We start from the raw sequence: 25,891 nt of genomic DNA, 5'->3' as shown, positions 1-25,891 counted from the left end.
AAAAAGGGGGCAAAAGCCCCGGCTATTACTTTACAAAGAGAAGTATTATAGCTATAAGCAAAGCATAAAGAGCCAAAGTTTCTATAAAGGCGAGGCCTATAAACATTATGGTTTGCAACCTACCACCCACAGTAGGATTTCTGGCCACACCTTCCTGAGTACCCCTTACTGCATGACCCATACCAATGCCTGTTCCCAAAGCTGCAAGCCCTATGGCAAGGCCAGCACCAAGGAACATAAGTCCCTGTTTAAGAGAATCCCCCTGACCAGGTTCTGCAGCAACAGCCATAAAAGGCACCAACAGCGCCAAGGCGGTCATAAGCTTCCTTTTCATTTTATCAACCTCCTTCAATGGATTTATTATTAGTGTTCCTCATGGGCTACAGCACCAGCAAGATAAACCACAGAAAGTATCATAAATATGTAGGATTGTATAAATACGGCGAGGAACTTGATGGCTATTATAAACAGTAGGAAGACAGGCGAAACGGCCATAGTGAATGGGTTTTGGACCACAAGGCCCACCAAAACTACCAGAAGCAAGGCGCCACCCTTCATGTTGGCAAAAAGCCTGAGGGTGAGGGTTATGGGCCTTGCAAGATGGGAAATAATCTCTATTACAAAGAAAACGGGGGCAAGGTAGGGATTGGGGCCCATAAAGTGCTTGAGGTAGCCAATGCCATGAAGCCTAAAGCCTTCTATGTTATAGAGTAGAAATACTACCAAAGCCATGGCAAGGTTTGTGTTCACGTTGGCTGTGGGAGCTTCAAGGCCGGGCACCATACCAAGAAGGTTGGAGAAAAAGACAAAAAGGCCTATACTGGCTATGAGTGGCACATACCTTAAGCCTTCGTGGCCTATGTTTTCAAGAACCATACTCCTTACAAACCTAACATATCCTTCCCAAAAGGCTTGAAACTTTGTGGGCTTTAGGGATGGTTTGCCTGCCAAAGATACCAACCCAAGAGCTATGCCCATGGCAACCAAACCTAAATACACATGGCTTAAACTTATTTCTTGCATAGCAAAAAGATTATACCATAAAATTTCCACATGCACCATAAAAGCGTTGAAGAGAGCCTAAGGGACCTAAATACAAGTCTGAGAGGTCTTACAGAGGAAGAAGCCAGAAAAAGGCTTTCTTTCTATGGCAAAAACACCCTTGAGGAGGAAAGGGAAAGCAGGATAAAGGTCTTTATCCGACAGTTTACAAGCCCCTTTATCCTTATCCTTCTTGTGGCGGGCCTTATAGCCTTTATTTTGGGAGATGTAAAGGATGGTTTATTGGTCTATGGCATTGTGCTTATAAACGGCCTTTTGGGCTTCTATCAAGAGCTAAAGGCTATAGCCTCCATAGAGGCTTTGAGGTCCTTGACTGCTTTGAAGACAAAGGTGATAAGGGATGGTAAAGAGGTTGAGGTTGACAGCAGAGAGCTTGTTCCTGGAGATGTGGTGCTTTTGGGTGAGGGAGATGTGGTGCCGGCGGACATAAGGCTTTTGGAGAGCGTTGGCCTTTTGATGGATGAGGCCTTGCTAACGGGTGAGTCCTTGCCGGTAGAAAAGGATGCGGACCTTTTGCTTTCTGAAGACACTCCACTTCATGCGAGGGCAAACTGTCTTTATAAGGGCACGGTGGTTTTGCGTGGCAAGGCCTTGGGTGTGGTCTTTGCCACTGGAAAGAATACGGAGCTTGGGAAGATAGCCCAAAGGGTTCAAGAGGGTTCGCCAGAGAGCCCACTTACCAAAGCCTTGGGGGTTTTTGGAAAAAGATGGATATTTATACTCCTTGTGCTTCTTAGCCTTCTTGCCCTTGTAGGCATAATGCAAGGAAGGGAACCAAAGACCATCATCTTCTTTGCCATAGCCCAGCTTATCTCTGCAGTACCAGAGGGCCTTCCCATAGTGGTCACCCTTGCCCTTGTGGTGGGAGCCATAAGGCTTTCAAAGGAGAAGGTGCTTGTAAAATACCTACCTGCGGTAGAAACCTTGGGAAGCGCCACCTACATATGCACGGACAAGACTGGTACCATAACCCTTGGAAGGTTAACAGTTCAAGATTATGTGGCCTATGACAAAAGGAAGCTACTTTTGGCCTCAACCCTTTGCAACGATGCGGACAGCATGAAGGGGGACCCTTTGGAGATGGCCTTGCTTGAATGGCTTGAGAAGGAGAGGGTAAACTGGCAGTTTTTGAGGAAAGCCTACGAGAGGGTGTGGGAGCATCCCTTTGATACAAAGAGGAGGCTTATGGCCGTTATTGTGTCCGATGGGTCCGGCGTGCTGGACTTCTATGTAAAGGGTGCCTTGGAGAGCCTCTCTAATATGTGTGAAAGGGAATGTCCAAAAGAAGTTTGGGAGGACCACAACAGGATGGCACAGGAGGGGCTAAGGGTTTTGGCCTTTGGCCATGCAAAGCTTGACAAGATTCCAAAGGATGTGGAGGAGGTAAGGATTGAAATTGTGGGGCTTGTGGGCTTTTTGGACCCACCGAAAGAGGGAGTAAGGGAGGCTGTAGAAACGGCAAGGTCTGCGGGCATAAGGGTAATAATGATAACCGGCGATAACCTTCTTACGGCCAAGGCTGTGGCGAGCATGGTAAATATATATGAGGAAGGGGATATAGCCCTTGAGGGGAAGGACCTTGAAAGGTATAGGGATGATGAGCTTTATAACTTGCTTAAAAAGACTACTGTGGTTGCAAGGGCTACGCCCGAGGACAAATACAGGATAGTAAAGGTTTTGCAGTCAAGGGGTGAGGTGGTGGCTGTGACGGGTGATGGTGCCAACGATGCGCCCGCCTTGAGGGTGGCAGACCTTGGCATTGCTATGGGATCTGGCTCTCAGGCAGCAAAGGATGCAAGTAAGATGATCATTCTGGATGACAACCTTGCCATCATAGTAAACGCCATAAGGCGTGGAAGGCTCATAGCAAAAAACATAGGCAAGGTTATAAGATACCTCCTCTCTGCCAACTCCTTCCAGATCTTTTACAACTCCCTTGCCATCATCACAGGCCTTCCCCTGCCCTTATACCCTACCCAAATACTCTGGATAAACTTGGTAACGGACGGCGTTCAGGACAAGGCTTACCCCTTTACCAAGTATGAAGGAAACCCCATGAAGGAAAAGCCCAAAAGCCCCATAGAGACCTTTATAGGAAGGCATCAGATCATCACCGTAATCTACAACGGCCTTCTTATGGCCATAGCCCACTACTTTCTTTTCCTATACATGCTTAAAAACTATCCTTATGAAATAGCCCTTACCGTTAGCTTTACTTCGGCAGTCATAAGCCAGTGGGCCGTTGGCATACAGGAAATTTCTGACAGACCCTTCTTTAAAAACCCCATAGAACATATAAGGCTAAACCCTTATGTATTCTTGGGCATCTCCATAGGTGCAATCCTCCAAGCCGTTGCCGTATACCTTCTCTCCGATTACTTCCATGCGGTAAAACTCCCCTTAGATATGCTTCCCTATGTGTTTTTCATACCAATTTTGACCTTTTTGGGGATAGAGGTGAGGAAGTGGGTGCAAAGATTTGAAAAAAAACCAGTTTTTGAGCTAAATTTATCCTTTGCAAAGGAGGTGGGAAAACTATTTTGCAATAACAAGGGAGGAAGGAAATGAGTTGGGACGATTGGTATTGGGAAGATTGGAATAGGTATTGGGAAGATAAAAGTCGGCAAGATTGGGATGATTGGAACGATAGGTGGCATGACGATATGCGCCGTTTACATGATGATATGCGCCGGTTGCACGATGATTTATATTGGAGTAGTCAACATAACTCCATAAATGACCCTTTGAATCCGCTCAGTCCTAATTACATGTTCAAAGATAACTACACGACAGGTGAAGGCGAAGGACCGGAAAGTGTTATTGGAGCTATCATAGTTCTTCTCATTTTTGGATTTCTTTTGTGGATTGCATGGGAACATGTTAAATTATTAGAGAGCTGGGGCTTTATCGTAAAAGAAATAGTAAGACTTTTTGGTTTTAAATAATCTTGGCTTTTAAGATGGAGGTGGTAGGATGGGAGAAGAAGAACTCAAAGAGCTTAAAGAGGTTCTTAAAGAGATAAGGGATGAGCTAAGGGAGATAAGGAAGGAGATAAAGCAGTCAAAACAGTCTCAATCTATTCAGACCACATCAGAAGAGCCACCAGTTGTCTATACAGTGCCGTATAATTATACAGTCATAAGTAGCTTTAAAGACTTTGTGATTTTTGTGATATTTGCTGTAATATTTATGGCGATTGGGCTTACAGCAGTGAAGCATGGTAAAGAGATATTTTCCTTCATTGACTACATTACAGAACACTTCCTGCCTTAACTCTTCTTAGCCTTTTTCTTTGGCTTATTTTGTGGTGCAAAGTTTAAATCATTTGTTTGTGGCACTATTTTTTGTTCTTTTGCTTTCACTTCTTCCTGCACCTTCTCTTTGTGCTTTTCTCCTTCTTCAAGCTTTTGCTGGATTGGCTGTGTATCTACCTGTGGTCCAATCTTCTGTTCTCTGTTAAATTGCTCCACAAGCTTCTCAAGGATTGGTCTTCTTTGTGGATCAACTGCCATGCTATTAAGTTCGGTATAGAACCTTATCTCACTCATGCCTTCCTCAAAGCCCAATTCTTTTAGTTCTCCCTTCTGATACTTTTCCCAAGCCAACTTTGCAAATATACCCCCACAAACTATCCACCCTTTACAAACCCCACTATCTCTTCCACCCTCAGACTCTCCAGTGCCTCAATCCCATAGGGCCTTTCTGCCTCTTGAACCTTTATAAAATCTCCCTCCATGGACCTCCAACGGTTTAAAACTATATACACCTTCATATCTCTTAAGGACCTTTTTATCTCTTGGGCTTCTTCCAAAGATAATGGCTCTTCGTTGGCCACGGCAAAGACTAAGCTTTTTTCTTTTAAAATGTTCAAAAGTCTTTCTACTCTGCTTTTTCTCTCTTCTATCAAACTCAAAAGACTATCTTTCTTGCCCATAAAGGCTTGCACCTTTTCCCTTTCCTTTGCCAAGCGTGTCAAAAAGTCAAACCAGCCCTTTACCATGTGGGCTGTCTCAAAAAGCCTTAGCATCTGGCCTGTGGGCGCAGAGTCCACTATCACATAGGCGTAGTCTTGGCATAGGTCCAAAAGGTGGTCCAAGATAGCCGTCTCAAGGGCTGTGGGTGAGTGCTTCAAATACTTGGCATACTCCTTTAGCCCAGACCTCACATGGGGCAAAAGGTCTTCAAGGCTCCTTAATACCCTTTCCGTGTATTCTTCTACAAGCCTTTCGGCGGAAAGTTCTAAGGCATGGAGATTTTCTCTTATCTTTTTTACCTCATGGCCTATGGGCAATCCAAGTATGCCAGAAAGAGAATGGGCCGGGTCTATGGAAACCAGAAGGCTTTTGTCTTCTTTTGACAGCCTTAAGGCTACGGCGCAAGAGAGGGTGCTTTTGCCCACTCCTCCCTTTCCACCAAAGAAGACAAGCCTTTTTAGCAACACGGCAAGAAGTCTAAACCACTTTTTTCCATGCCAAGGGTCTTGTGCCAGAGGTGAAACTCTTCAAGCAAGTAGGGATATAGGTCCAAGGCATATATGCCCAGGGGGTTGTCAAGGCCAAAGTAGTCTAAAAAAAGAGATAGGATGAGGAGGTCCCTCACATAGGACTGGGAGACCTCCACAGGCTTTTTAAAGTGAACCTCTAAAAAGGCTTTGAAAAACTCCCTCACTTTAGGCTAAGCACCCACTTAGCAAGGTCTTTTGCCTCTTGTTCTGTCACATTCTGAGGAGGCATTGGCACATTGCCCCAAGTGCCCACACCACCGTTCTTTATCCTCTTGGCTATCTCCTCTTCTGCACCGGGCTGTCCTGCAAACTTCTTTGCCACATCTTTAAAAGCTGGGCCTACCTTTTTGGTGTTTATATCATGGCAAGCAAAACAGCCCTTCTGCTGGGCAAAGGCTTGCATATCCTTTGCTGGTGCTTGAGAGCCTTTTTGTTCGGCAGGCTTTTGTTCTTGTGGCTTTTGAGGCTGTTCTGCCGGCTTTTGTTCTGCCTGCGGTTGAGCAGGTTGCTCTGCAGGCTTTTGTTCAGCCTGTGGCTGTTGCTGTTGAGGTTGTTGTTCTTGCTGGGCTGGCTGTTCTGCCGGCTTTTGCTGGCAGGAGAAGGCAAAAAGGGCTCCCATTGCCATTGTTAAAAATAGATACTTCTTCATGCTACACCTCCTTAGGGGAAATTATAAGATGTAAAGCATAAGGTTTTTATGAAGTTTTGATGAAAACTGTAGGGCTTTTATGATTTCGCTATACACACACTGTGACAAATTTATATCTGATTGGCAATGTATTTACAACATACTTAGAAACTATTCGGCGGATATTGGGCCCGCCTGCTGGTTGAAGGCCAGTACCTAATTTTGAATTGTCTAATTTCAGCTTCGGCAAAACAGGCTTCACTTATACTTTTGCATAACAGGATGTATAGGCAGGCTTGCCTGTAGTACAGGCTATCAGCAAAACCTTCCAATTCCCAATTTATCACTCCGTGTATAACCTTATAATTTTACTATGCAAAAGCCTTGGGAAGGTCGTTTTAAAGAAAGGACGGAAGAATTCGTGGAAAGGTTTACCCAATCGGTAAGCTTTGACAAAGAGCTTGCACCTTGGGACATAAGGCAGAGCATAGCCCATGTGAAAACCTTGCTAAAGGCTGGACTGTTGAAGGAAGAAGAAGCGCAGAAGCTAATTGAGGGCCTTGAGGCCATAAAAAAAGAAGTCCTTGAGGGTAGCTTTGAGTTCAAAGAGGAGCTTGAAGATGTGCATATGAACATAGAGGCCGATCTTATAAACAGGCTTGGGGACATTGGCGGGAAGCTTCACACTGCAAGGAGTAGGAACGACCAGGTGGCAACGGATGAAAAGCTTTACATAAAGGATAAGCTTTTGGAGGTCATAAGGGCCTTAAGAGAATTAAGAAAAAGCCTTGTGAGGCTTGCCGAAAACAGCTTGGAATTTGTTATGCCCTCTTATACACACCTTCAGAGGGCCCAGCCCATAAGGCTCTCTCACTACTTTTTGGCATACAGGGAGGTCTTTTTAAGCGATGAGCAGAGGTTTTTGTTGGCCTACAGGTCTTCCGACTGCCTTTCTCTTGGCTCCGGTGCGGTGGCTGGCTTAGACTTCCCCTTAGACAGATTTTATACGGCAGAGCTTTTGGGCTTTGGTAGAGTATGTAGAAACTCCATGCAGGCCACTGCGGACAGGGACTTTATCTTGGATGTGCTATATGCTTGCGCTGTGTGCGGTATGCACCTTTCGCGCCTGGCGGAGGACCTTATCCTTTGGTCAACGGAGGAGTTTGGCTTTGTGGACCTTCCAGACAGGCTATGCACGGGAAGCTCCATTATGCCTCAGAAGAAAAATCCAGACGTGCTTGAGCTAATAAGGGGAAAGACAGGAAGGCTCTATGGAAACCTTATGAGCCTTCTTACCACCTTAAAGGGCCTTCCCATGGCCTACAACAGGGACCTTCAAGAGGACAAGGAGCCCCTCTTTGATAGCCTTAAAACTATAAGGGATTGCCTTGAGGGCATGAGGCTTGTGCTTGAGGGCATGAGCATAAGACCAGAGAGGCTAAAAGAGGCAAGCGGTGGCTTTACTCTCATGACGGACCTTGCCAACTACCTTGTTATGAAGGGCATTCCCTTCCGTCAAGCCCACAAGATAGCTGGGTCCATAACGGCCTACCTTTTGGAAAAGGGCAAAAGGCCAGAAGACCTTACCCTTGAGGAGTTAAAAGAGTTCTCAAGCCTTTATGAGGAGGATGTGCTTGAGCTTTTGAGCGCAGAAAAGGTGGCAGACAGGAGAAAGACCTTTGGAGGCACTGCCAAAGAGGACCTTTTAAAGAGGATTGAAGTGGCAAAAAGGGAGGAAGGATTATGAAGATGTTTTTCGGCTTTTTGATTTTGATTGTGGTGGCTGGCCTCTCTGGCATGCTCTTATTTTTAAACCAAGAAAAGGTAGCCTTTGTTCTTACACCAGCCTTCAGAGGTGTATACTATATGCTTCCAGAGATGCCTTTGGGCCTTTTGGTGGTTTTGAGCTTCCTCCTTGGTGTATTGGTGGGCTACATAGGCGCTTTGATCTCAAGGTTTTTCAGATGAGAGGGCTTATCTTCCCCCTTACTATAATAGGGCTTTTTGTCTTCTTTGCCCTCTTTGCAGAGCTTGTGGCACCCTATCCTTACGCCTTGCAAAATAGGCAGGCACCCTTTCATCCACCTACAAAAATACACCTCTTTAAAGAAGGGAAGCCCACCTTTCCCTACGTACATCCCTACAAGATGGTAGACCCCCTTTTTAAGGTCTATGAAGAAGATAAAAGCGTATCATGCAGGCTTAGGTTTATGCATAAGGGTGAGTATGGATACAAGCTTTTGTCTGTAGAAGAGCCTTGTAAGCTATACCTTTTGGGAACAGACAAGCTTGGCAGGGACATCCTTAGCAGGATAGTTTATGGCGCAAGGGTCTCTTTGACGGTGGGGCTTGTGGGAGTTGTCATAACCTTCTTCCTTGGAAGCTTGATAGGTGGCATAGCGGGCTATTTTGGCGGAAGGGTAGATGCTTTAATAATGAGGATAGTGGAAGTCCTTCTTGCCATACCTACCTTTTACCTTATGCTCTCTTTGAGGTCTGTCTTTCCTCTGACTATGGAGAGCTTTTATGTGTTTATTATGGTTATATTTATCCTCTCCTTCCTTGGCTGGGCTGGGCTTGCCAGGGTGGTAAGGGGCATGGTGCTTTCCATCAGAGAAAAGGAGTTTGTCCAGTCTGCAAAGACCTACGGTGCTGGAACCCTTAGAATTTTGAGGGTTCATATACTACCCAATGCCTACTACTACCTTATAGTGTCTGCCACCCTTTCTTTCCCGGGCTACATACTGGCCGAGGCCTCTTTGAGCTTTTTGGGCCTTGGCATACAAGAACCTTACCCAAGCTGGGGCAACATGCTTTCTGATGCAAGAAATGTAAACCTAATCTCCGCCCATCCTTGGATACTTTCTCCCGGTGTAGCTTTATTTTTGGTAGTTCTATCTTTTAACCTTTTGGGAGATAACCTTTTAAAGGGTGAGAAAAGATGAAGGATATATTGGCCCTTGTGGAAGAGAACACGTATATATCTGGAAGGCTCTACCTTTTGAAGGTTTTGGCTCCAGAGATAGCAAAAGATATAAAAGCTGGACATTTTGTAATGGTAAAGGTTTCCAACAGCCTTGACCCTATGGGCAGAAGAGCCTTTGCTGTGGCTGATGTGAGAGGGGATAGCCTTCTCATCTTTTACGACCTTGTGGGCAGGGGGACAAAACTACTTTCGGAGTTAAAGAAGGGGGAAAGGCTTTGGCTACTTGGTCCCCTTGGGAAGGGACTCTTTTCCTATGAGGGTGATAAGCACCTCCTCTTGGGGGGTGGTGTGGGCCTTGCGGGCCTCACTTTGCTTGGTAAAGAGCTAAGAAAAATGGGCAAAATGGTTCTCTTTGTTTATGCTGGAAGGTCAAAGGAACATCTTGGTATGGAAGATTGGCTAAAGGAAGAAGGCTTTGATTATATCCTTTATACAGAAGATGGTAGCAAAGGTAGGAAGGGGCTAATAACGGAAGTGCTAAAGGAGTTTGATACATCTTGGATGGTACATGCCTGCGGTCCAAAAGGTATGCTAAGAGCTTTAAAGAACATGAAGACGGGCCACAGTATGTATTTTTCCCTTGAAAGCAGGATGGCCTGCGGTTGGGGTGTTTGCTTGGGCTGTGTGGTTCAAACTAAGGAAGGCTACAAAAGGGTATGCTATGAAGGCCCTGTCTTTTCTTCCGAGGAGGTGATTTTCTGATGTTTACTGGCCTTGTGGAAAAGGTCGGTGTTGTAGAGAGTTTAAAGAGTGGAAGGCTAACAGTTAGGGCTGGCTTTGATGAGGTAAAGGTGGGTGATAGCATAGCGGTAAACGGTGTGTGCTTAACAGCTGTAAATATAGAAAAAGACAAGCTTTCCTTTGACCTCTCTGAGGAGACGTTAAGCAGGAGCAATTTAAAGCTTTTGAAGCCTGGAGACCTTGTGAATTTGGAGAGAGCTTTAAGGGCTTCCGATAGGCTTGGTGGCCATATACTTCAGGGCCACGTGGACTTTACTGCACCAATAGTGGAGCTTATAAGGAAGGGGGAACATTGGTCCCTAAAGGTAAGGATAAAGGAAGACCACGAGGTCTATTTTGTAGAAAAGGGTTCTGTTGGTATAGATGGCATTAGTCTAACAATAAACAAAATAGAAGGTAGTATTATTCATATGAATATCATCCCTCACACCTATGAAAATACTAATTTAAAAGTGAGAAAGCCCGGAGACATGGTAAACGTGGAAATTGATATCATAGGAAAGTATGTTGTAAATTATCTAAAAAGTGTTAGAAAAACCGATTTGCAAAGTTTATTAGAAGGTCTTTATAATATAAACCCATGAATGTAATTTGCAAGCAAGCTATTCATAATAGAGAGGGGAAGGTGGCCTTTTATGAAATATTTTTACAAGATAGAAGGACAGGCCAATATCCAGAAGGATTTGACCCTCTAAAGGCTACAAGTATAGCCATAGATGTATTAGTAGAGATAGGTCCAGAATTAGTAGGTGGTGGTAAGCTTGTCTTTGTAAATGTTCCAGCTATATTTCTTGAGGCTTCCATGTTTGACCTTCTTTCTCCAAAGTATGTAGGTATAGAGTTGGTAGAAAATAAAAGATTGAACAATACGCTTCTGGAAGCTATTGATATACTTATAAAACGTGGTTTTAAGTTTTGTATAGACGATTTTGGGTTTGAAAAAATAGATTACTTACCACTTTTAAATAAATGTCATTTTGTTAAAATAAATATAAAAGACAATCCTTATAACCAAGAGGAATTAAAAGAAGTTATAAGTATATTAAAAAGCCTTAAAAAGGGCATCATAGCCAAAAATATAGAATCTAAAGATGACTATGAAAATGCGTTGAAATTGGGATTTGAATACTTCCAAGGCATTTATCTATCAAAACCAGTAATGGTTAGAGATACAAGGACAATATCCTTTTTAAAATCTACAATAATCAAGTTATATAATGCTATAAAGGAAAAAAACATAAAAAAGGTTGTTGAAATAATAGAAAAGGATGTGGGTGTTACATATAAATTACTAAGGTTTGTAAACTCTGCTTACTTTCCAAAGGTGAGAGAATTTAGCAATGTAGAGGATGCAGTTCTCTATCTTGGTCTTGAGAATGTAGCCAAGTTTGTCATAGTCTTGGCTTTGTCCGATATGTTTGCAGATGAGGAAGAAAAAAAGTTGTGGAAAAGGGCGCTCTTTAGAGCAAGCCTTGCAGAAAAGCTTGCAGAAGTATATTCAAATGAGGTAAAGGATAAGGCTTATCTTATGGGTCTTTTTTCCCTCTCCTGGGAAATACTTAGGCAAAAACCGGCTGAATTAGCAAGAGCAGTTGCTTTAGACGGAGAAATAGTAGAAGCCTATGAAAATAGACTTAGCTTATTAGGATTCATACTTTCACTTGTGGAGCTTCTGGAAGAAAGCGGGAGTGATGAAACTATAAAAAAGGTGGCAAAGGTATTAGAAATTCCATCAGAAAAAGTAAAAGAAATACTTGAAGAGGCAAAGAAAGAATCAGAAAGGTTTATAGATTAATCTGTTGCATAACTATGAAGTCCAGGGAAGAAAAGGTTTACTGCAAAGAAGCATATAAGCACGGTTATAAAACCAAAGACTACCATCCAAGCCGTTCTTTTACCCTTCCAGCCAAGCATCTGCCTTGCATGTAGATAGGCTCCAAAAAATAGCCATACTATAAGGGCCCACACTTCCTTAGGGTCCCAGCTCCAATACCCTCCCCAGGCCTCATTTGCCCATGCAGCACCAAGGATTATGGATGCTGTCCAGATGGGAAAGACTATAACTATAGATTTATAGGTTATCTCGTCAAGGACCTCTTTTGAGGGTAAGGGCATGTTAGGGAATTTATCCTTTAGAAGATAAAGAACTGCCCCACCAAAACCCACCGTAAAGCCAGCATATCCTATAAAGGCTGTAACTACATGTAAATAAAGCCAATAGCTTCTAAGGGCTGGCATAAGAGGCACTATCTCCTTTGAAGCATAAAAGATGGCAAAAGCAGAAAGAGAAAAAACCACCGGAACCACTATAGCACCCAAAAGCCTTATATGGTATTTCTTTTCAAGGAACAGGTATATAAAACCAACCACAAAGCTCCAAAAGGTCAAGGCTTCAAAGAGATTGCTCCAAGGTGGATGTGGAACACCGAGTTCATAGGTTTGTATAGTTCTTCTGACCATTCCAGCCAGATTGAGCATAAGCCCGAGGAAAAGGCTAAAGGAAGCAAGGCGTTGAATAGTCCTATCTCTTAATAAGACTGTGCTTAGGTATATGATAGAAGACAAAGCATAGGCTAAGGTGGCAGACTTATACCAAAAGGTATTGTCTATTTTTATAAACCCAAGCCCTGCACCAACAAGGAACAAAAGAACCCATAAAAGAAAGCCATAGGACCTTTCCGTTGTCTTTTCAAAGTATACTTCTCTCATTGTTTATAAATATATGCTACTGTTGCGGTTTTACATCCACTTTTATGGACACGCTTACCTCTGGATGAAGCTTCAAGACAACGGTGTAAATCCCTATATCCTTTATAGGGTTCTTTAACATCACCTTTTTTCTGTCTATGTCAAAGCCCCTTTCCTTTAAAGCCTGTGCTATATCCTGAGGTGTAACTGAACCGAAAAGCTTTCCTTTTTCTCCTACTTGTCTGGTAATCTCCACAACAAAGCCTTCCAGCTTTTTAGCCAATTCTTGCGCCTTTTCCTTTTCCCTTTGAAGCTTTCTGGCCTTTTGGGAGATTATACTCCTAACATGCTTAAGATTTCCCTCTGTGGCTGGCAGGGCTATACCCCTTGGTATAAGATAGTTCCTTGCAAAACCATCTTTTACGTTTATAACATCGCCAAAAACACCATATCCTTCAAGGTCCTTTATAAGTACTACCTTCATGCTACACCTCCTTATGCTATAAGGTAAGGTAGAAGGGCAAGTTGCCTTGCTCTCTTTATTTCTCTTGATAACATCCTTTGATGTTTGGCGCACACGCCCGTTTGCCTTCTGCCTATAATCTTACCTCTTTCTGAAAGGAACCTTCTTAGCTCTTCATAGTTCTTATAGCTTGGGTCCTTCTTTGCTTCACAAAAAGGACACGTCTTTTTTGCAGACCTTTTAATTACATCCATAATAAACCTCCTTAAAAAGGTATTTCATCGTCTTCTGAGTTAAAAGGTTTTTCTGGAAGGTCCTCTGGAAAAGCTTCCTCTTCTTTTAACACCACCTCTTCCGTAGGCCCTTCCATCTTTGGCTTGGTGATTATCCTAACGCTATCGGCCACTATACGCACCTTACTTTGCACCTTACCTTCCTTATCTGTCCACCTATCTTGAACCAACCTTCCTTCCACCACCACTGTATAGCCTTTTGATATACGCGTTCCAAGCCCATCTGCCAATTTCCCGTAGGCTTTTACCTCAAAAAAGTGGCTTTCTTCTTTCCATTCTTCACCTACCATATACCTTCTATTGTAGGCAAGCACAAATTCTGCCACTTGAGTACCGGAAGGCAAATACCTTATAACCGGGTCCTTTGTAAGCCTTCCAATGATTATGACCCTATTGAGCAACCTTCTCTACCTCTTGCTTTTTTACTTGTATGTTTAGCCAACGGATTATATCTTCGCTTATTTTGTAATAAAAGTCAAGCTCGTTGGGAAGTTCTGGTTTTTCAGACCTAAGATGGAATATAAAGTATCTCCCATGGTTGAAACGTTGTATGGGGTAGGCCAGTTGTTTTGTCCCCCAGTCGGTTATGTGTAATATCTCTCCACCTTTCTTTTGTATAAAGTCTTTTATTTCTTGCACCCTTCTTTGAACCTCATCTTCTGTAAGGGTGGGCTTAAAAACCACAACGCTTTCATAGTAGCGCTCAGTTTGATAATACCTTCTTGCCATCTTTCACCTCCTGGACTTTTAATGGTCCCCGCCCTAAGGGCGGGAACGAGGCAAGAGATTATTATAACATAGAAGAAGCTTTTATGCTTCCAGGACGGCCCCCTTGGAGGCAGAGGTTACAAACTTCATGTATCTTCTTAACCATGGGCTCTTTACTTCCTTCTGTATGGGCTTGAAGTTCTCCATCCTCCTTTTGAACTCTTCCTCCGGTATAAGAAGCTCCAGTTTTCTGTTTGGTATGTCTATGAGTATCTCATCTCCATCTTGAACTATACCAATGGGCCCTCCGCTGGCAGCCTCTGGAGAGATATGTCCTATACAAGCGCCCCTCGTGCCACCAGAGAACCTTCCGTCGGTTATAAGGGCTACCTTATCGCCAAGGCCCATACCCATAATGGCAGAGGTAGGAGAAAGCATCTCCCTCATGCCAGGACCACCCTTTGGACCCTCATACCTTATAACCACCACATGGCCGGGCTTTACCTTGCCTCCCAGTATGCCATCTATGGCTTCCTCTTCGGAATTGAAGCATATGGCTTTGCCTTTAAAGACAAGCATTTTTGGGTCCACTCCGGCCGTTTTTACCACCGCACCCTCTGGAGCCAAGTTGCCAAATAATATGGCTATACCACCTTCTTTTGAGTAGGGGTCTTCTATTCTTCTTATTACCTCTCCATCCGCCTCTGGCGCCTCTTGAGCTATCTCCCTTAGAGTTTTCAAGCTTACTGTAAGTTTATCTGGGTGTGGTAGATAACCACCCCTTATTAGCTCCTTGAGGATGGCAGGGATGCCTCCCGCATTGTCCAGGTCTTGTATGTGATAGTGGGAAGCTGGCGAGATTTTACATATATTGGGCGTCCTTTTTGATATCTCGTTGATCCTTGCAAGATCATACTCAATGCCCGCCTCCCTTGCTATGGCCAAAAGGTGAAGAATGGTATTGGAAGAGCCTCCCATGGCAATATCAACCGCAAAGGCGTTATCAAAGGCCTCCACCGTGAGAATGTCCCTTGGCCTTATGTTCCTCCTTAGAAGCTCCATTATTTGCCTTGCTGCCTGTCTTGCCAAAAGCTCCCTCCTTGGGTCCACCGCCGGTATGGTGCCGTTGCCAGGCAGGCCAAGGCCAAGCACTTCCGTAATACAGTTCATAGAGTTGGCCGTAAACATGCCAGAACAGCTACCGCAAGTGGGACAGGCTTGCTCTTCTATGAGCTTTAGTTCTCTTTCTGTTATCTTTCCAGCCTTGAGCTGGCCAATGCCTTCAAAAACACTGATAAGGTCCACCTTTTTACCATTGGCTTCGCCCGCCAGCATGGGGCCACCGCTTATAAAGATGGTAGGTATGTTTAGCCTTGCGGCAGCCATAAGCATGCCTGGAACGATCTTGTCGCAGTTGGGAATGCATATTAAAGCATCAAGCTGGTGGGCCTCCACAACCGTTTCTATGGAGTCCGCTATAAGCTCCCTTGAGGGCAAGGAGTAGTGCATACCATAATGGCCCATGGCAATGCCATCGTCCACGCCAATCACATTGAACTCTATGGGCACACCGCCCGCCTTACGCACCTCTTCCTTTATGGGTTGGACAAATTCCCTAAGATGCACATGTCCAGGGATAATATCTATGTAGGAGTTGGCTATGCCTATAAGTGGCTTGTCAAAATCTTCATCGGAGAGGCCACAGGCCCTGAGCAAAGCCCTATGGGGGGACCTCTCTATACCTTTTTTGACCTTATCGCTTCTAAGCATTTTTGCCTCCTTATTTTGATTCAAAAGCCTTCATTTCAAGCCTTTGTATTCTTATAAGCATATCATCAATTATCTCTTTTTGAGATAAAGCCCTGTTTAGGTCTCCTCTTATCTTGGAAACCTCTATATAAAGGTAGTCAATCCTTTGGGTGTTTTGGGCTATCTCAGATTTTAGTTCCATCCTAGTTTGATCAATCTCAGCTTTTAGCTCCGCTCTTGTTTTATCAATCTTTTCGTTTGTCTCGTCAATCCTTTTATTTACATCGTCAATCCTTTTGTTTGTATCGTCAATCCTCTTGTTTGTCTCATCTATCCTTTGGTTGATGTATTCAAGCATCCTTTTTATCTCTCTCATCTCTGCCTCAAGGCTTTCCTGCCTTGACTCAAGGGAAGCCATCCTTTGATTGAGAGATTCCACAACGAGCCTAAAGCCCGCAAGCTCTCCGCTAACGGTGGCTTTGTCCATAATCACATAATATAGGCCACTATGGCTGTCGCTACCACATTAACAATGGATATAGGCAACATGATCTTCCAGCCTATCTCTGTTATGTCCCTTGCTTGAAATCTTGGCAAGGTCCAGTGAAGCCAAAGGACAAAGAAGACAAGGGCAAACATCTTTATAAGGAACCAAAGGTAGGGGGAAAGGGGTCCAAAGATGGGTGGTCCAGACCAGCCACCAAAGAAGAGAACCACCGCAATGGCGGAAAGGGCCATTACATTCAAATACCACTCGGCCAAAGGAAAGACTCCAAACCTCATGCCTCCGTATTCCACGTTATAACCTGTTACCAGCTCCGCTTCTGCCTCCTGTATGTCAAAGGGCACTCTTCCCGATTCGGCCAGCATACAAAAAAGGTAAAGTATAAAGGCCACAGGCTGGTAGACTATAAACCAAACTCCTCTTTCTATCTGGGCTTGCACTATGCCAGTGGTGCTCATGGTGCCAGCCAAAAGGATAACACCAAGGACGGAAAAGCCAAGAACTACTTCATAAGATATCACTACCGCAGACTTTCTCAAAGAACCTATAAAGGCATACTTGGAGTTAGAAGCCCATCCGGAGAATATGGTGCCATACACAGCCAAAGAACCAAAGGCAAAGACCAAAAGCAAGGCAATGTTTACATCGGATATTATGGGCTTTATCTCATAGCCAAAGAGTTTAAAGCCCGGGCCAAAGGGGATTACAGAGAACAAAAGCAAGGCTGGAGCCACAGCCATAACAACGGCCAAATAATACACGGGCTTATCCGCATTCTGGGGCACTATGGACTCTTTGGTAAGGAGCTTGATACCGTCAGCCAAAGGTTGCAACAGTCCAAAAGGACCTACAAGCTTTGGTCCCATACGGGCCTGAATGTGGCCTGCCAGCTTTCTTTCAAACCATGTAAGGTAGGCACCTATTCCAAGGAAAACACCAAGAACCACAAGTATTTTGATAAGGGTTATAAGTATTGAAAGCCAAAGCTCCATCTATAACCTCCTTACCTGTCTGTTTCTCCCACCACTGGGTCCAAACTACCAAGAAGGGCTATAGCATCAGCTATGGTTCCATCTTGTATAAGCTTGGGAAAGATGGAAAGGTTATACAATGCTCCAGACCTTATTCTTAACCTGTAGGGTTTAGAACCTCCCTTGGAGTATATGTAAAAGCCCAGCTCTCCCCTTGGGTTCTCACCACTGGCGTAGACCTCTCCCGGCGGTGCAGACTCTCCATGAACCACAATACGGAAGTTCTTCACCATGTCTTCAAGGTCCATAAAAACATCTTCCTTTGGAGCCATTACGGCGGGATGTTCCTTATTTATGTATGGTGCAGATTTTGGAAGCTTTTCAAGCTTTGCCACACATTGCTCTATGATCCTCAAGCTTTGCACCATCTCCTCCATACGCACCAAATATCTATCGTATACATCTCCCACCTCTCCTACTGGAATGTCAAACTCCACCTCATCGTAGGCAGCATAAGGTTCAAGCTTTCTGATATCGTAAGGCACTCCAGAGCCTCTTGCCACAGGGCCTGTAAGGCCGTAATTGAAAACATCCTCCCTACTTATAACTCCTATATCTTTGGTTCTTCTGAGCCATATACGGTTCCTTGTAAGAAGGTTGTGGTATTCCTTTAGCCTATTTGGAAAGTCTTTTATGAAGGCCTTTACCACATCAAGGGTTCCTTCCGCAAGGTCGTAATGCACTCCACCTATCCTAAGAAAGGCAGAGGTGAGCCTAAAACCGGCGTTCCCTTCTATTATGTCCATTATCTTCTCTCTTTCTCTAAAGGCATAAAGAAAGACGGTCAAGGCTCCAAGGTCCAAGGCGCCAGTGCCAAGCCAAAGAAGGTGGGAGTTTATCCTTTGTAGCTCTGCAAACATGGTTCTGATGTATCTGGCCTTCTCTGGCACCTCCACGCCAAGAAGTTTTTCAACGGCCGTTACATAAGAGAGTTCATTGCATATGGCCGAGATATAATCCATCCTGTCCGTATAAGGTAAAAACTGGAAGTAGTATATGTTCTCAGCTATCTTTTCCATTCCTCTGTGAAGCTGTCCAAGGATAACATCCGACTGGACTACTCTTTCCCCATCCAAGTCAAAGAGGAACCATATGGTTCCGTGGGTTCCCGGGTGCAAAGGTCCCCAGTTTAGCATAAGCTGTGCCTTCTTTTGAAGCCTTGATTTTTCTGTCCTTTCAAGGTCTTCAAGGGTTGCCACCCTTGTATGCATAACCTCATAGTCATGGCTTGGTGGATCTGTCCTTCCTGCGTATAGCTCGGTGAGAGAAGGAAGTTCTACCTCCGGAAAACCTTCAAGGGGAAAGTCTTTTCTCAAAGGATGGTAGGGATAGCCCTCCCACATAAACATCCTTCTTAGGTTTTCATGGCCCTCATACTCCACACCAAACATATCGTAGGCTTCCCTTTCGGCCCACTTTGCACAAGGCCAAAGCTTTTCAAGGGAAGGAAGCTTACCATCTTTTGCCCAAGTTTTAACAATTACCCTCTCGTTGGTATCTGGATTATAGAGTATGTATATGCCTTGGAACCTTTCCTTTTTCTCCGGGAAATCTACGCAGGTGTGGTCTATAAAGTGCCTGTAGCCTTCCTTTTCTTTTAGATGTTTAAGAAGGTCTATCAGCTTTTCCTGTTTTACATGCAGGTTTGTTGTATGCTTTGTAAATTCCACATCCACATCTTTGAACTCAAACTTTACTCTATCGGCGGTAGCTCTGTTCATCCAAGGCATAGCCTACCTCACACGTTTATTTCTCTGGGGATAAGTCCTTGACGCTCTATATCCTTCCTAAACTCCTCAAAGGCCTTGTCGTATTTTTTGACGCCTTTTTCTTTTATCTTCTTTTGTAGTTGGAGTATGCCATACAGAAGGCCCTGCGGGTGTGGTGGACAGCCGGGTATATAAACATCTACGGGTATTATCCTATCCATACCTTGAAGGGTTGAGTAGGTAGGGAAAGGACCTCCCGCAGAAGCACATCCACCCATGGTTATACACCACTTAGGGTCTGGCATCTGTTCCCACAGAAGCTTTAGCATTGGAGCCACCTTATTTACAACAGTGCCAGCCACTATAAGAAGGTCTGCCTGCCTTGGAGAGGCCCTAAAGATAACGCCAAGCCTGTCAAGGTCAAACCTTGAAGCAGCAGCATGCATCATCTCTATAGCACAACAGGCAAGACCAATGGTTAAAGGCCAAAGGGCATTACGCCTACCCCAGCTTAAAAGCTCATCTACTGTAGTTAAAACAAAGCCGTTGGAATTTAGCATAGCCATGTTAATACCTCCTTAAGGAAAATATATTCAGAACTGCCACCTTAAGGCTCCTTTCTTCCACTCATAAGCAAGCCCAAGGGTAAGTATAAAGATAAATATCAAGGCACCTACCAAACCATACAAACCAACTTCCCTAAAGACAACCGCCCAAGGAAAGAGGAAGGCAACCTCTATATCAAATAGTATTAGGGATATACCAAGTAGATAATAACCCTGCTTAAAAACGCCCCTCGCCTCTGGGTCATAGACAGGAACACCGCATTCATAAGGGTAGCCTTCCATCTTCTCCTTTGCCTTTGGACCAAAGAGGTCGTTAAGTAAGCTAAAGGCCAAACCTACAAGAAGAGCTATCAAGAAGAATATAAGCACACCCAAGTATTCCATGATTTAATTTTAGCATCTTTGAAAATTTAAGGTAAAAGTTTATGATTAAAATCAACAAAGCCAAACTACCCAAAAGGCCCAGCTCTGCATGAGAAAAGGCAAGGATAAGGTTAAGGGAGTAGCTCACAAAGGTTGGAGAAAACCCTAAGGATTGTCATATTCCAATCAATAGCCCCTACACCTAAAAAAAGCTAAAAGATTAAGCTACTGGATAAAGCCCTTCCACAAAGCCCTTCCAAACCTCCGGCATACGGTCAAGCTCTTCCTGAGCTATCCTCCTTACCACCTCTTCAATGGCTTTTATGTCTTTTTTGGTCCTTACGCTCACATCAAGCACCTGAGGCTCGTTTATGGGCTTTCCTATCTGAGAAACTATATAACAGTAGGATTCTTCCACCTCTTCTATCTCCTTTACCACCCTTTGTGCTATAAGGTTTGCCACCCTGTTGTATATCTTCCCTATGTGAGACACTGGATTTTTGCCCGCTGCTGCCTCAAGGCTCATAGGCCTGTAGGGAGTTATAAGGCCGTTGACCCTGTTGCCCCTTCCCACCTGCCCATCATCGCCCTGCTCTGCAGAGGTACCAGTCACAGTTATATAAACAGAGTTCTCCTCCTTACTGTCTGCGGTGTTTATAAAGACCTCCACCTCCTTACCCACCACACCTTCTACCCTTTCCTTTACCTTCTTTAGGATGGCTTCCTTCTTTTGGAAGTAATCCTCTATGTCTTTTATGTATTTGCCCACAAAGGCCAAGGCTATGGTAAGCCTATATCTGTCTTTTATACGCACACCCATAACCTTTATGTCCTCTCCTATCTCAGGATGCTCCTTTTTCATATCTGGGGAGTTTAAAAAGCTTTCCGCCTCAAAGACAGCCCTTTCAAGGCTATCAAGGGGAGCATAGCCCACACCAAAGGATGTATCATTAGCCAAAGGCACCTCACCCTTCTTTTGGAACCTTTCAAAAAGCTCCACAAGGTCCTTGCTACCCGGCTTTATCTTTGTATGTATCTTTACGTGCCTTTCCACATCAAGGTTTCTTATATTCTCTCTTAGCCACCTTTTGGCGCTTTCTACAGCAAGCTCATGGGCATCAAGCCTTTTACTGCCCTTTTCCAGTATGGCCCTACCCACCAGATATATCTCTATAGGCTCTATTACCTCACCACCACCAAACTCCGCCCTTGCCACGCCGCCCACAAGCAGGGCTTTATCCACATTATGGTGCATGATGGCACCATATTCGGATATATACCATTTGCATAGCTCTCTTGATAGATTTTCCGCAAGGTAATCACATATGGTATCTGGATGGCCTATGCCTTTTCGCTCCACAATCTCCGCATCCAATTCATAAACAGGTTTAAAGGTCATGGGAGTAATAACAATGTTAGCCACCGGCAACCTCCTGAGGATTTTGGGAAATTATACCACAAACTAAGCTTGACATAGCATATATACAATGGTAAATTTTAAAAGGGAAGATGGATGTTGAAAAGTTAGCAGAAAAACTAAAGGATTTGATAGTTGGCGAAATTAAAGAAGAATTAAAGGATTTTAAATTTTATGTCTCAAAGGAGCTTGAGGTAATAGGCGAGAAATTGTCTTCTTTGGAAGAGGAAATTAAAGAGGTAAAAAAATCCATAGAATATACGAATATAAGGATTGATAACGCAAATAATAGAGTAGATGATGTTAACAAAAGGATAGATGAGGTTAATGAAAAGATAGATAAAGTGAGGTCAGAATTAAAGACAGAAATTACACAATCTAAATCCGAAATAAAAATGGAAATAATACAAAATACTCAAAGGATTGATGAAGCTAATATGAGAATAGAGGAAGTTAATAAAAGGATTGACCAATCAAGGACAGAACTAAAGGCGGAGATAATGCAAATTACCCAAAGGATTGACAATCTAATATTTAAGTTGGTAGAAAGATTAACAGAAAAGGGAATAGAAACTATAAGACAAAGAAGAGTAAGAGGTATCTAAGGAACAAAACCTGAAATAATACAAAAAGGAGGAAAGAATGGATTTCAACTTTTCACAGCTGAGCGACCTTGTACAGAGGGCTCTCAAGGACATGGGCTTTGAAAAGCCCACACCAATACAAAAGGAAGCCATACCCTTGGCTTTGAAAGGCTACGATATTATGGGGCAAGCTGCCACAGGAACGGGCAAAACGGCAGCCTTTGGCATACCCATAGTGGAAGGAAGCAAAAAGGAAGAAGGGACCACAGCCCTTATAATGACGCCCACAAGGGAGCTGGCCCTTCAGGTAAAGGAACAGTTGCAACAGCTATCCAAGTACAAAGGCCTTAAGGTCTTTAGCTTTTATGGCGGTACGCCAGTGCAAAAGGACTTAGAACTACTTTGGAAAATCACACCAAACATAGTGGTTGGAACTCCGGGAAGGCTAAAAGACCTTATGATGAGAGGCCTTTTTAACTTTGATAACCTCAAATACTTTGTGCTGGATGAGGCTGACAGGATGCTTGATATGGGCTTTATAGAGGATATTGAGTGGATAATATCCCAGCTACCAAAGGAGAGACAAACCTTTCTCTTTTCCGCCACCATGCCAAGGGAAGTGGAAAGCCTTGCCAAAAGGCACCTAAGGAAGGACTACAAGTTTGTAAAGGTTATAACGGAAGAGCTAAAGCCAAAGATAGAAGAAAGGCTTATAAAGCTTAACTCTTCAAGGCAAAAGCTTTCCGAGCTTGAAAAGATACTAAGAGAGCATCTCCTTGAAAAGGTCATAGTCTTTGTAAAGACAAAGAAGGATGCAAGAGAGATAACAGAAGAGCTAAAAAGAAGGGGCTTTAATGTGGTCTCCTTGCACGGCGATATGACACAAAGACAGAGGGAAAACTCTTTGAGACTCTTTAAAGAAGGAAAGGTAAAAATAGTGGTGGCCACCGATGTGGCCTCAAGGGGCCTTGATATAAAGGGCGTGAGCCTTGTGATAAACTACCACATACCGGAGGACCCAGAGGTGTATATACACCGGATAGGAAGGACTGGTAGGATCGGCTCCTACGGCAAGGCCTATAGCTTAGTGACGCCAGAGGACAGCAGGGCCCTTATGAGGATAAAGAAGCTAAAGGAAAGCTATTCAGAAGCATAATATGGACCTTAAAGAAAGGGCTTTAAAAGTTAGGCTTTTGGTCCTTGATGTGGACGGTGTGCTTACCGATGGGAGGCTGTATTACACTTCAAGGGGGGAGGAGATAAAGGTCTTTAATGTAAAGGATGGCTTTGGTATAAAGATGGCGCAGATGGCTGGCATAAGGGTTGGAGTCATCTCTGGAAGGAAGAGCAAAGCCCTAAGGAAGAGGCTTGAGGAGCTTGGCATAGAAGAGGCCCACCTTGGCTTTAACGAAAAGCTTCCTGTTTTGGAAGATATGCTAAGGAGGCTTTCCATTGACCTTGAGCATGTGGCCTTTATTGGGGATGACTATGTGGACCTGCCCATCTTAAAAAGGGTGGGCTTTCCCATGGTAGTTTGCGATGCACCAGAGGAGATAAAGGCCCATGCCCTTTATACCACAAAGGCAAAGGGCGGAGAAGGAGCAGTAAGGGAGGCCATAGAGTTCCTTCTAAAGCTAAGAGGACAGTGGGAAGAGATAATAAGTAAATACCATGCTTAGGAGCCTTCTTATAAGCCTTATGATAATATTCGCTTCTTACATGCTAAGGGCCTATGTGGATAGCTTTGAACCCACTGGAGGAGAGGAGAAGATAGTAAATAGGCTGGAAGGTGTGACCATAAGGTCCTACGGCAAAGGTGGCATTGAATGGACCATAAAGGGCAGATCCTTGGAGGTGGTGGGGAAAGACGTGCTTTTGAAGGGAGCAGAGCTTATATCTGAAGAAGCCACCATAAGGGCTGGAGAGGTTTATATAGATAGGAATACTGGAAAGGGTGAGCTTTTGGGAGGCATTGAGCTAACATCAAAGGACCTTGTGGCAAAGAGCCAAAGGGCCTATATGGACCTAAGGGAAGGAAGGTTTTATGGTGATGGCAGGATAGAGCTAAGGGAAGGGGACAAAAAAGTGGAAGGCTATGGCTTTGAGATAAGGTTAAAGCCCATGAGGGTTATAATTAGTAAGGCGAGGGTAAACATAGAATGAGAAGGGTTCTATTTTTTCTTTTATTTATAGCTTCCTTTGCCTTTTCACAGCCCATAGCGGGTGAAGGAGACCAACTTACTTACGAAAAGGACAGGATAATCTATACGGGCAATGTGAGGCTTACAAGGGGCAACGCCCTCTTGACAGCCAACAAGGTAATCATATACCTTGATGAAAACAGAAAGGCAAAGCTTATGGAAGCGGAGGGGAATGTAAAGTATGTGGAGGGAAACAGAAGGGCCTTTGCAGATAGAATGACCTACGACCTGAGGGAAGAGGTTATAACCCTTAAGGGTAGGGCAAGGGTGGAAGAGGGTCCAAACTTTGTAGAGGCGGAGGAGATAGTTTACTATAAGAAGGAAGATAGGGCTGTGGCCATAAGCAAAGGTTCAAGGGTAAGGACCTTTTATGTGGAGGAAAAGGATGAAAAGGGCAGACCTAATAGAAAGCCTTAGAAAGGAGTTTAGGCTTAGCAGGGAAGAGGCAAAAAGGTTTGTAGATTGCTTTTTTGAAGAATTGGTAAATATGGTAATAGAAAATGGAAGAGTAGAGCTAAGAGGCTTTGGTGTTTTTAAGCTAAAAAGCCTTAGCGGTAGGTTTATAAAGAATCCAAAGACTGGCATTGAGATGTATGTGGAGGAAAGACATAGCATAAGCTTTAAGCCTTCAAGCCTGTTTAAGAAAAATGAGAAAGGTTGATGTGCTTATTGTAGGTGGTGGTCCTGCAGGTTCTACCTGCGCCTATGAGCTTTCAAAGAGGGGTCTTAGTGTAATCTTTGTGGATATAAAGAAGAAAATAGGCACGCCGGTGCAGTGTGCCGAGTTTGTTCCCATACAGCTATACCACCAGTTTAAAGACTTCTTTCCAAAAGAGGCCATAGCCCAAAGGGTGGAAAATATGGTGCATTTTACACCTTGGGGGGAGGTGATTAGTATGTGGTCGGAGGGCTTTGTTTTAAACAGGGAGGTCTTTGATTACCATATAGCCAAGCTTGCCACAGAAATGGGTGCGGAATGCTTACTTAGGACACAGTTCCTAAGCTTTGAGGATGGAAAGGTTTGGCTTGAGAACATAGACAAAAGGGAGAGGTTTTGCATAAAGGCCGATGTGGTGGTTGGTGCGGACGGACCAAGGTCCAAGGTGGCAAGGCTTACAGGAAAAGGTATGGAAAGCTTTCTTACCACGGCGCAAGCCACCATGCCCTTAAAAGAGCCAATAAAGGACCTTTTGATATACTTCAGAGATTACATACCCGGTGGCTACGGATGGGTCTTCCCAAAGGGAGAAGTAGCCAATGTGGGCGTTGGCATTGACCCTTCCTATCCTATCAACGTGATGGAGAGCTTAAGAAGGTTTATAAAGGAGGTATGTAAAGAGGGCATTGCGGAAGAAAGGATACTTAAAAGGACTGGTGGGTGGATACCGGCCGACGGCCTTTTGCCCTTGGTTAGGGGAAGGGTGGTCCTTGTAGGAGATGCGGGTGGCTTTTGCCATCCTATAACAGGTGCGGGCATAGCCAACGCAGTCCTATCTGGTAGTATGGCTGGTAAATACATAGCGGAAGGAAACCTTGAAGAATACCAAGAGGAGGCAGAAGACACCTTTGGAAGCGTGCTATGGAGAGCATCGGAAAAGAGGAAAAAACACATGAAAAGCTGGGACAATCTAAAAGAGATAATACCAAAGACATGGATAGCCTTTGAGGAGTATTGGCGTATAATTTAACCTTA

The 25,891-nt window shown here is 44.1% G+C and carries 35 protein-coding genes; 16 read left to right on the top strand and 19 right to left on the bottom strand.

Going from position 1 to position 25,891, the window contains the following annotated elements:
• Positions 1-25: 25 nt before the first annotated feature.
• Positions 26-334: an ATP synthase F0 subunit C gene (gene atpE, locus ACZ5GB_RS08945; protein WP_464326875.1), complete on the bottom strand. Its 309-nt coding sequence runs from the start codon at positions 332-334 to the stop codon at positions 26-28.
• 29 nt (positions 335-363) lie between these two features.
• A complete protein-coding gene (gene atpB / locus ACZ5GB_RS08940) occupies positions 364-1,023 on the bottom strand; it encodes a F0F1 ATP synthase subunit A (protein ID WP_464326874.1) in 660 nt (219 codons plus the stop codon).
• A 30-nt stretch (positions 1,024-1,053) separates the two neighbouring features.
• Here atpB and ACZ5GB_RS08935 point away from each other — a divergent pair, with 30 nt between their 5' ends.
• From ACZ5GB_RS08935 to ACZ5GB_RS08925, 3 genes are read left to right on the top strand one after another with little or no spacing between them, the layout of a single operon-like run.
• Positions 1,054-3,630, top strand: a complete 2,577-nt coding sequence (locus ACZ5GB_RS08935; RefSeq protein WP_464326873.1) for a cation-translocating P-type ATPase — start codon at positions 1,054-1,056, stop codon at positions 3,628-3,630.
• Positions 3,627-4,007, top strand: a complete 381-nt coding sequence (locus tag ACZ5GB_RS08930; protein WP_464326872.1) for a hypothetical protein — start codon at positions 3,627-3,629, stop codon at positions 4,005-4,007. Before ACZ5GB_RS08935 ends, ACZ5GB_RS08930 begins: the two co-directional genes overlap by 4 nt.
• Before the next feature lie 28 nt (positions 4,008-4,035).
• Positions 4,036-4,335, top strand: coding sequence for a hypothetical protein (locus ACZ5GB_RS08925; protein WP_464326871.1), 300 nt, complete (start codon positions 4,036-4,038; stop codon positions 4,333-4,335).
• Here ACZ5GB_RS08925 and ACZ5GB_RS08920 read toward each other — a convergent pair.
• The 4 genes from ACZ5GB_RS08920 to ACZ5GB_RS08905 are packed head-to-tail and all read right to left on the bottom strand — an operon-like array spanning position 4,332 to position 5,969.
• Positions 4,332-4,667 carry a hypothetical protein gene (locus ACZ5GB_RS08920; RefSeq protein WP_464326870.1) on the bottom strand — a complete coding sequence of 112 codons (336 nt, stop codon included), beginning with the start codon at positions 4,665-4,667 and terminating at the stop codon, positions 4,332-4,334. The genes ACZ5GB_RS08925 and ACZ5GB_RS08920 overlap by 4 nt on opposite strands.
• 23 nt (positions 4,668-4,690) lie before the next feature.
• A complete protein-coding gene (locus ACZ5GB_RS08915; protein WP_464326869.1) occupies positions 4,691-5,503 on the bottom strand; it encodes an ArsA family ATPase in 813 nt (270 codons plus the stop codon).
• Entirely contained in the window at positions 5,494-5,730 is a 237-nt protein-coding gene (locus ACZ5GB_RS08910; protein WP_464326868.1) for a cory-CC-star protein, read from the bottom strand. The genes ACZ5GB_RS08915 and ACZ5GB_RS08910 overlap by 10 nt, the downstream gene beginning before the upstream one ends.
• Positions 5,727-5,969 (bottom strand): c-type cytochrome, encoded by a 243-nt coding sequence (locus tag ACZ5GB_RS08905; RefSeq protein WP_464327833.1) that lies wholly within the window; start codon positions 5,967-5,969, stop codon positions 5,727-5,729. The genes ACZ5GB_RS08910 and ACZ5GB_RS08905 overlap by 4 nt, the downstream gene beginning before the upstream one ends.
• Positions 5,970-6,567: 598 nt before the next feature.
• On the opposite strand from ACZ5GB_RS08905, the gene argH reads away from it, so the two are divergent.
• The 5 genes from argH to ACZ5GB_RS08880 are packed head-to-tail and all read left to right on the top strand — an operon-like array spanning position 6,568 to position 10,505.
• Entirely contained in the window at positions 6,568-7,941 is a 1,374-nt protein-coding gene (gene argH, locus ACZ5GB_RS08900) for an argininosuccinate lyase (protein ID WP_464326867.1), read from the top strand.
• Entirely contained in the window at positions 7,938-8,162 is a 225-nt protein-coding gene (locus tag ACZ5GB_RS08895; protein ID WP_464326866.1) for a hypothetical protein, read from the top strand. Before argH ends, ACZ5GB_RS08895 begins: the two co-directional genes overlap by 4 nt.
• Positions 8,159-9,139, top strand: a complete 981-nt coding sequence (locus ACZ5GB_RS08890) for an ABC transporter permease (protein ID WP_464326865.1) — start codon at positions 8,159-8,161, stop codon at positions 9,137-9,139. Before ACZ5GB_RS08895 ends, ACZ5GB_RS08890 begins: the two co-directional genes overlap by 4 nt.
• On the top strand, positions 9,136-9,882 hold the full coding sequence (locus tag ACZ5GB_RS08885) for a dihydroorotate dehydrogenase electron transfer subunit (protein WP_464326864.1): 747 nt from the start codon (positions 9,136-9,138) through the stop codon (positions 9,880-9,882). The genes ACZ5GB_RS08890 and ACZ5GB_RS08885 overlap by 4 nt, the downstream gene beginning before the upstream one ends.
• Entirely contained in the window at positions 9,882-10,505 is a 624-nt protein-coding gene (locus ACZ5GB_RS08880; RefSeq protein WP_464326863.1) for a riboflavin synthase, read from the top strand. The genes ACZ5GB_RS08885 and ACZ5GB_RS08880 overlap by 1 nt, the downstream gene beginning before the upstream one ends.
• A 49-nt stretch (positions 10,506-10,554) precedes the next feature.
• Here ACZ5GB_RS08880 and ACZ5GB_RS08875 read toward each other — a convergent pair whose 3' ends face one another.
• Complete coding sequence (locus ACZ5GB_RS08875; protein WP_464326862.1) at positions 10,555-10,725, bottom strand: hypothetical protein; 171 nt, start codon at positions 10,723-10,725, stop codon at positions 10,555-10,557.
• Here ACZ5GB_RS08875 and ACZ5GB_RS08870 point away from each other — a divergent pair.
• A complete protein-coding gene (locus ACZ5GB_RS08870) occupies positions 10,724-11,716 on the top strand; it encodes an EAL and HDOD domain-containing protein (protein ID WP_464326861.1) in 993 nt (330 codons plus the stop codon). The genes ACZ5GB_RS08875 and ACZ5GB_RS08870 overlap by 2 nt on opposite strands.
• Here ACZ5GB_RS08870 and ccsB read toward each other — a convergent pair.
• The 12 genes from ccsB to ACZ5GB_RS08810 form a co-directional block, all read right to left on the bottom strand.
• Positions 11,713-12,630 carry a c-type cytochrome biogenesis protein CcsB gene (ccsB, locus tag ACZ5GB_RS08865; protein ID WP_464326860.1) on the bottom strand — a complete coding sequence of 306 codons (918 nt, stop codon included), beginning with the start codon at positions 12,628-12,630 and terminating at the stop codon, positions 11,713-11,715. The genes ACZ5GB_RS08870 and ccsB overlap by 4 nt on opposite strands.
• Before the next feature lie 16 nt (positions 12,631-12,646).
• A complete protein-coding gene (gene rplI / locus ACZ5GB_RS08860; RefSeq protein ID WP_464326859.1) occupies positions 12,647-13,093 on the bottom strand; it encodes a 50S ribosomal protein L9 in 447 nt (148 codons plus the stop codon).
• A gap of 11 nt (positions 13,094-13,104) precedes the next feature.
• Positions 13,105-13,326 carry a 30S ribosomal protein S18 gene (rpsR, locus tag ACZ5GB_RS08855; protein ID WP_464326858.1) on the bottom strand — a complete coding sequence of 74 codons (222 nt, stop codon included), beginning with the start codon at positions 13,324-13,326 and terminating at the stop codon, positions 13,105-13,107.
• Positions 13,327-13,337: 11 nt separating this feature from the next.
• The gene (gene ssb / locus ACZ5GB_RS08850) at positions 13,338-13,766 is read right to left on the bottom strand and encodes a single-stranded DNA-binding protein (RefSeq protein ID WP_464326857.1); all 429 of its coding nucleotides are present in this window, start codon (positions 13,764-13,766) and stop codon (positions 13,338-13,340) included.
• Entirely contained in the window at positions 13,756-14,094 is a 339-nt protein-coding gene (gene rpsF, locus ACZ5GB_RS08845) for a 30S ribosomal protein S6 (RefSeq protein ID WP_464326856.1), read from the bottom strand. The genes ssb and rpsF overlap by 11 nt, the downstream gene beginning before the upstream one ends.
• Before the next feature lie 81 nt (positions 14,095-14,175).
• A complete protein-coding gene (gene ilvD, locus ACZ5GB_RS08840) occupies positions 14,176-15,843 on the bottom strand; it encodes a dihydroxy-acid dehydratase (RefSeq protein ID WP_464326855.1) in 1,668 nt (555 codons plus the stop codon).
• Between the two features lie 10 nt (positions 15,844-15,853).
• Positions 15,854-16,309, bottom strand: a complete 456-nt coding sequence (locus ACZ5GB_RS08835; protein ID WP_464326854.1) for a coiled-coil domain-containing protein — start codon at positions 16,307-16,309, stop codon at positions 15,854-15,856.
• 2 nt (positions 16,310-16,311) lie between these two features.
• Positions 16,312-17,319, bottom strand: coding sequence for an NADH-quinone oxidoreductase subunit NuoH (gene nuoH, locus ACZ5GB_RS08830; protein WP_464326853.1), 1,008 nt, complete (start codon positions 17,317-17,319; stop codon positions 16,312-16,314).
• An 11-nt stretch (positions 17,320-17,330) separates the two neighbouring features.
• Entirely contained in the window at positions 17,331-19,088 is a 1,758-nt protein-coding gene (nuoD, locus tag ACZ5GB_RS08825) for an NADH dehydrogenase (quinone) subunit D (protein ID WP_464326852.1), read from the bottom strand.
• Between the two features lie 8 nt (positions 19,089-19,096).
• On the bottom strand, positions 19,097-19,633 hold the full coding sequence (locus ACZ5GB_RS08820) for a NuoB/complex I 20 kDa subunit family protein (protein WP_464326851.1): 537 nt from the start codon (positions 19,631-19,633) through the stop codon (positions 19,097-19,099).
• Between the two features lie 27 nt (positions 19,634-19,660).
• A complete protein-coding gene (locus tag ACZ5GB_RS08815) occupies positions 19,661-20,017 on the bottom strand; it encodes an NADH-quinone oxidoreductase subunit A (RefSeq protein WP_464326850.1) in 357 nt (118 codons plus the stop codon).
• A 199-nt stretch (positions 20,018-20,216) separates the two neighbouring features.
• Complete coding sequence (locus tag ACZ5GB_RS08810) at positions 20,217-21,419, bottom strand: methionine adenosyltransferase (RefSeq protein WP_464326849.1); 1,203 nt, start codon at positions 21,417-21,419, stop codon at positions 20,217-20,219.
• Positions 21,420-21,505: 86 nt separating this feature from the next.
• On the opposite strand from ACZ5GB_RS08810, the gene ACZ5GB_RS08805 reads away from it, so the two are divergent.
• Genes ACZ5GB_RS08805 through ACZ5GB_RS08775 form a run of 7 tightly spaced genes read left to right on the top strand, consistent with a single transcriptional unit; the run spans position 21,506 to position 25,886 of the window.
• Positions 21,506-22,018: a coiled-coil domain-containing protein gene (locus tag ACZ5GB_RS08805; protein WP_464326848.1), complete on the top strand. Its 513-nt coding sequence runs from the start codon at positions 21,506-21,508 to the stop codon at positions 22,016-22,018.
• Between the two features lie 37 nt (positions 22,019-22,055).
• Complete coding sequence (locus ACZ5GB_RS08800; protein WP_464326847.1) at positions 22,056-23,153, top strand: DEAD/DEAH box helicase; 1,098 nt, start codon at positions 22,056-22,058, stop codon at positions 23,151-23,153.
• Position 23,154: 1 nt separating this feature from the next.
• Complete coding sequence (locus ACZ5GB_RS08795) at positions 23,155-23,676, top strand: KdsC family phosphatase (RefSeq protein ID WP_464326846.1); 522 nt, start codon at positions 23,155-23,157, stop codon at positions 23,674-23,676.
• Complete coding sequence (locus ACZ5GB_RS08790) at positions 23,669-24,160, top strand: hypothetical protein (RefSeq protein ID WP_464326845.1); 492 nt, start codon at positions 23,669-23,671, stop codon at positions 24,158-24,160. The genes ACZ5GB_RS08795 and ACZ5GB_RS08790 overlap by 8 nt, the downstream gene beginning before the upstream one ends.
• Positions 24,157-24,615, top strand: a complete 459-nt coding sequence (gene lptA, locus ACZ5GB_RS08785) for a lipopolysaccharide transport periplasmic protein LptA (protein ID WP_464326844.1) — start codon at positions 24,157-24,159, stop codon at positions 24,613-24,615. Before ACZ5GB_RS08790 ends, lptA begins: the two co-directional genes overlap by 4 nt.
• Positions 24,584-24,859 (top strand): HU family DNA-binding protein, encoded by a 276-nt coding sequence (locus ACZ5GB_RS08780; protein ID WP_464326843.1) that lies wholly within the window; start codon positions 24,584-24,586, stop codon positions 24,857-24,859. The genes lptA and ACZ5GB_RS08780 overlap by 32 nt, the downstream gene beginning before the upstream one ends.
• Positions 24,846-25,886, top strand: a complete 1,041-nt coding sequence (locus ACZ5GB_RS08775) for a geranylgeranyl reductase family protein (protein WP_464326842.1) — start codon at positions 24,846-24,848, stop codon at positions 25,884-25,886. The genes ACZ5GB_RS08780 and ACZ5GB_RS08775 overlap by 14 nt, the downstream gene beginning before the upstream one ends.
• Positions 25,887-25,891: the final 5 nt, after the last annotated feature.

This window comes from Hydrogenobacter subterraneus (genome assembly GCF_055390195.1).
Note: the sequence above shows the minus strand (reverse complement) of the source record. Positions and strands in the feature narration are given on the sequence as shown.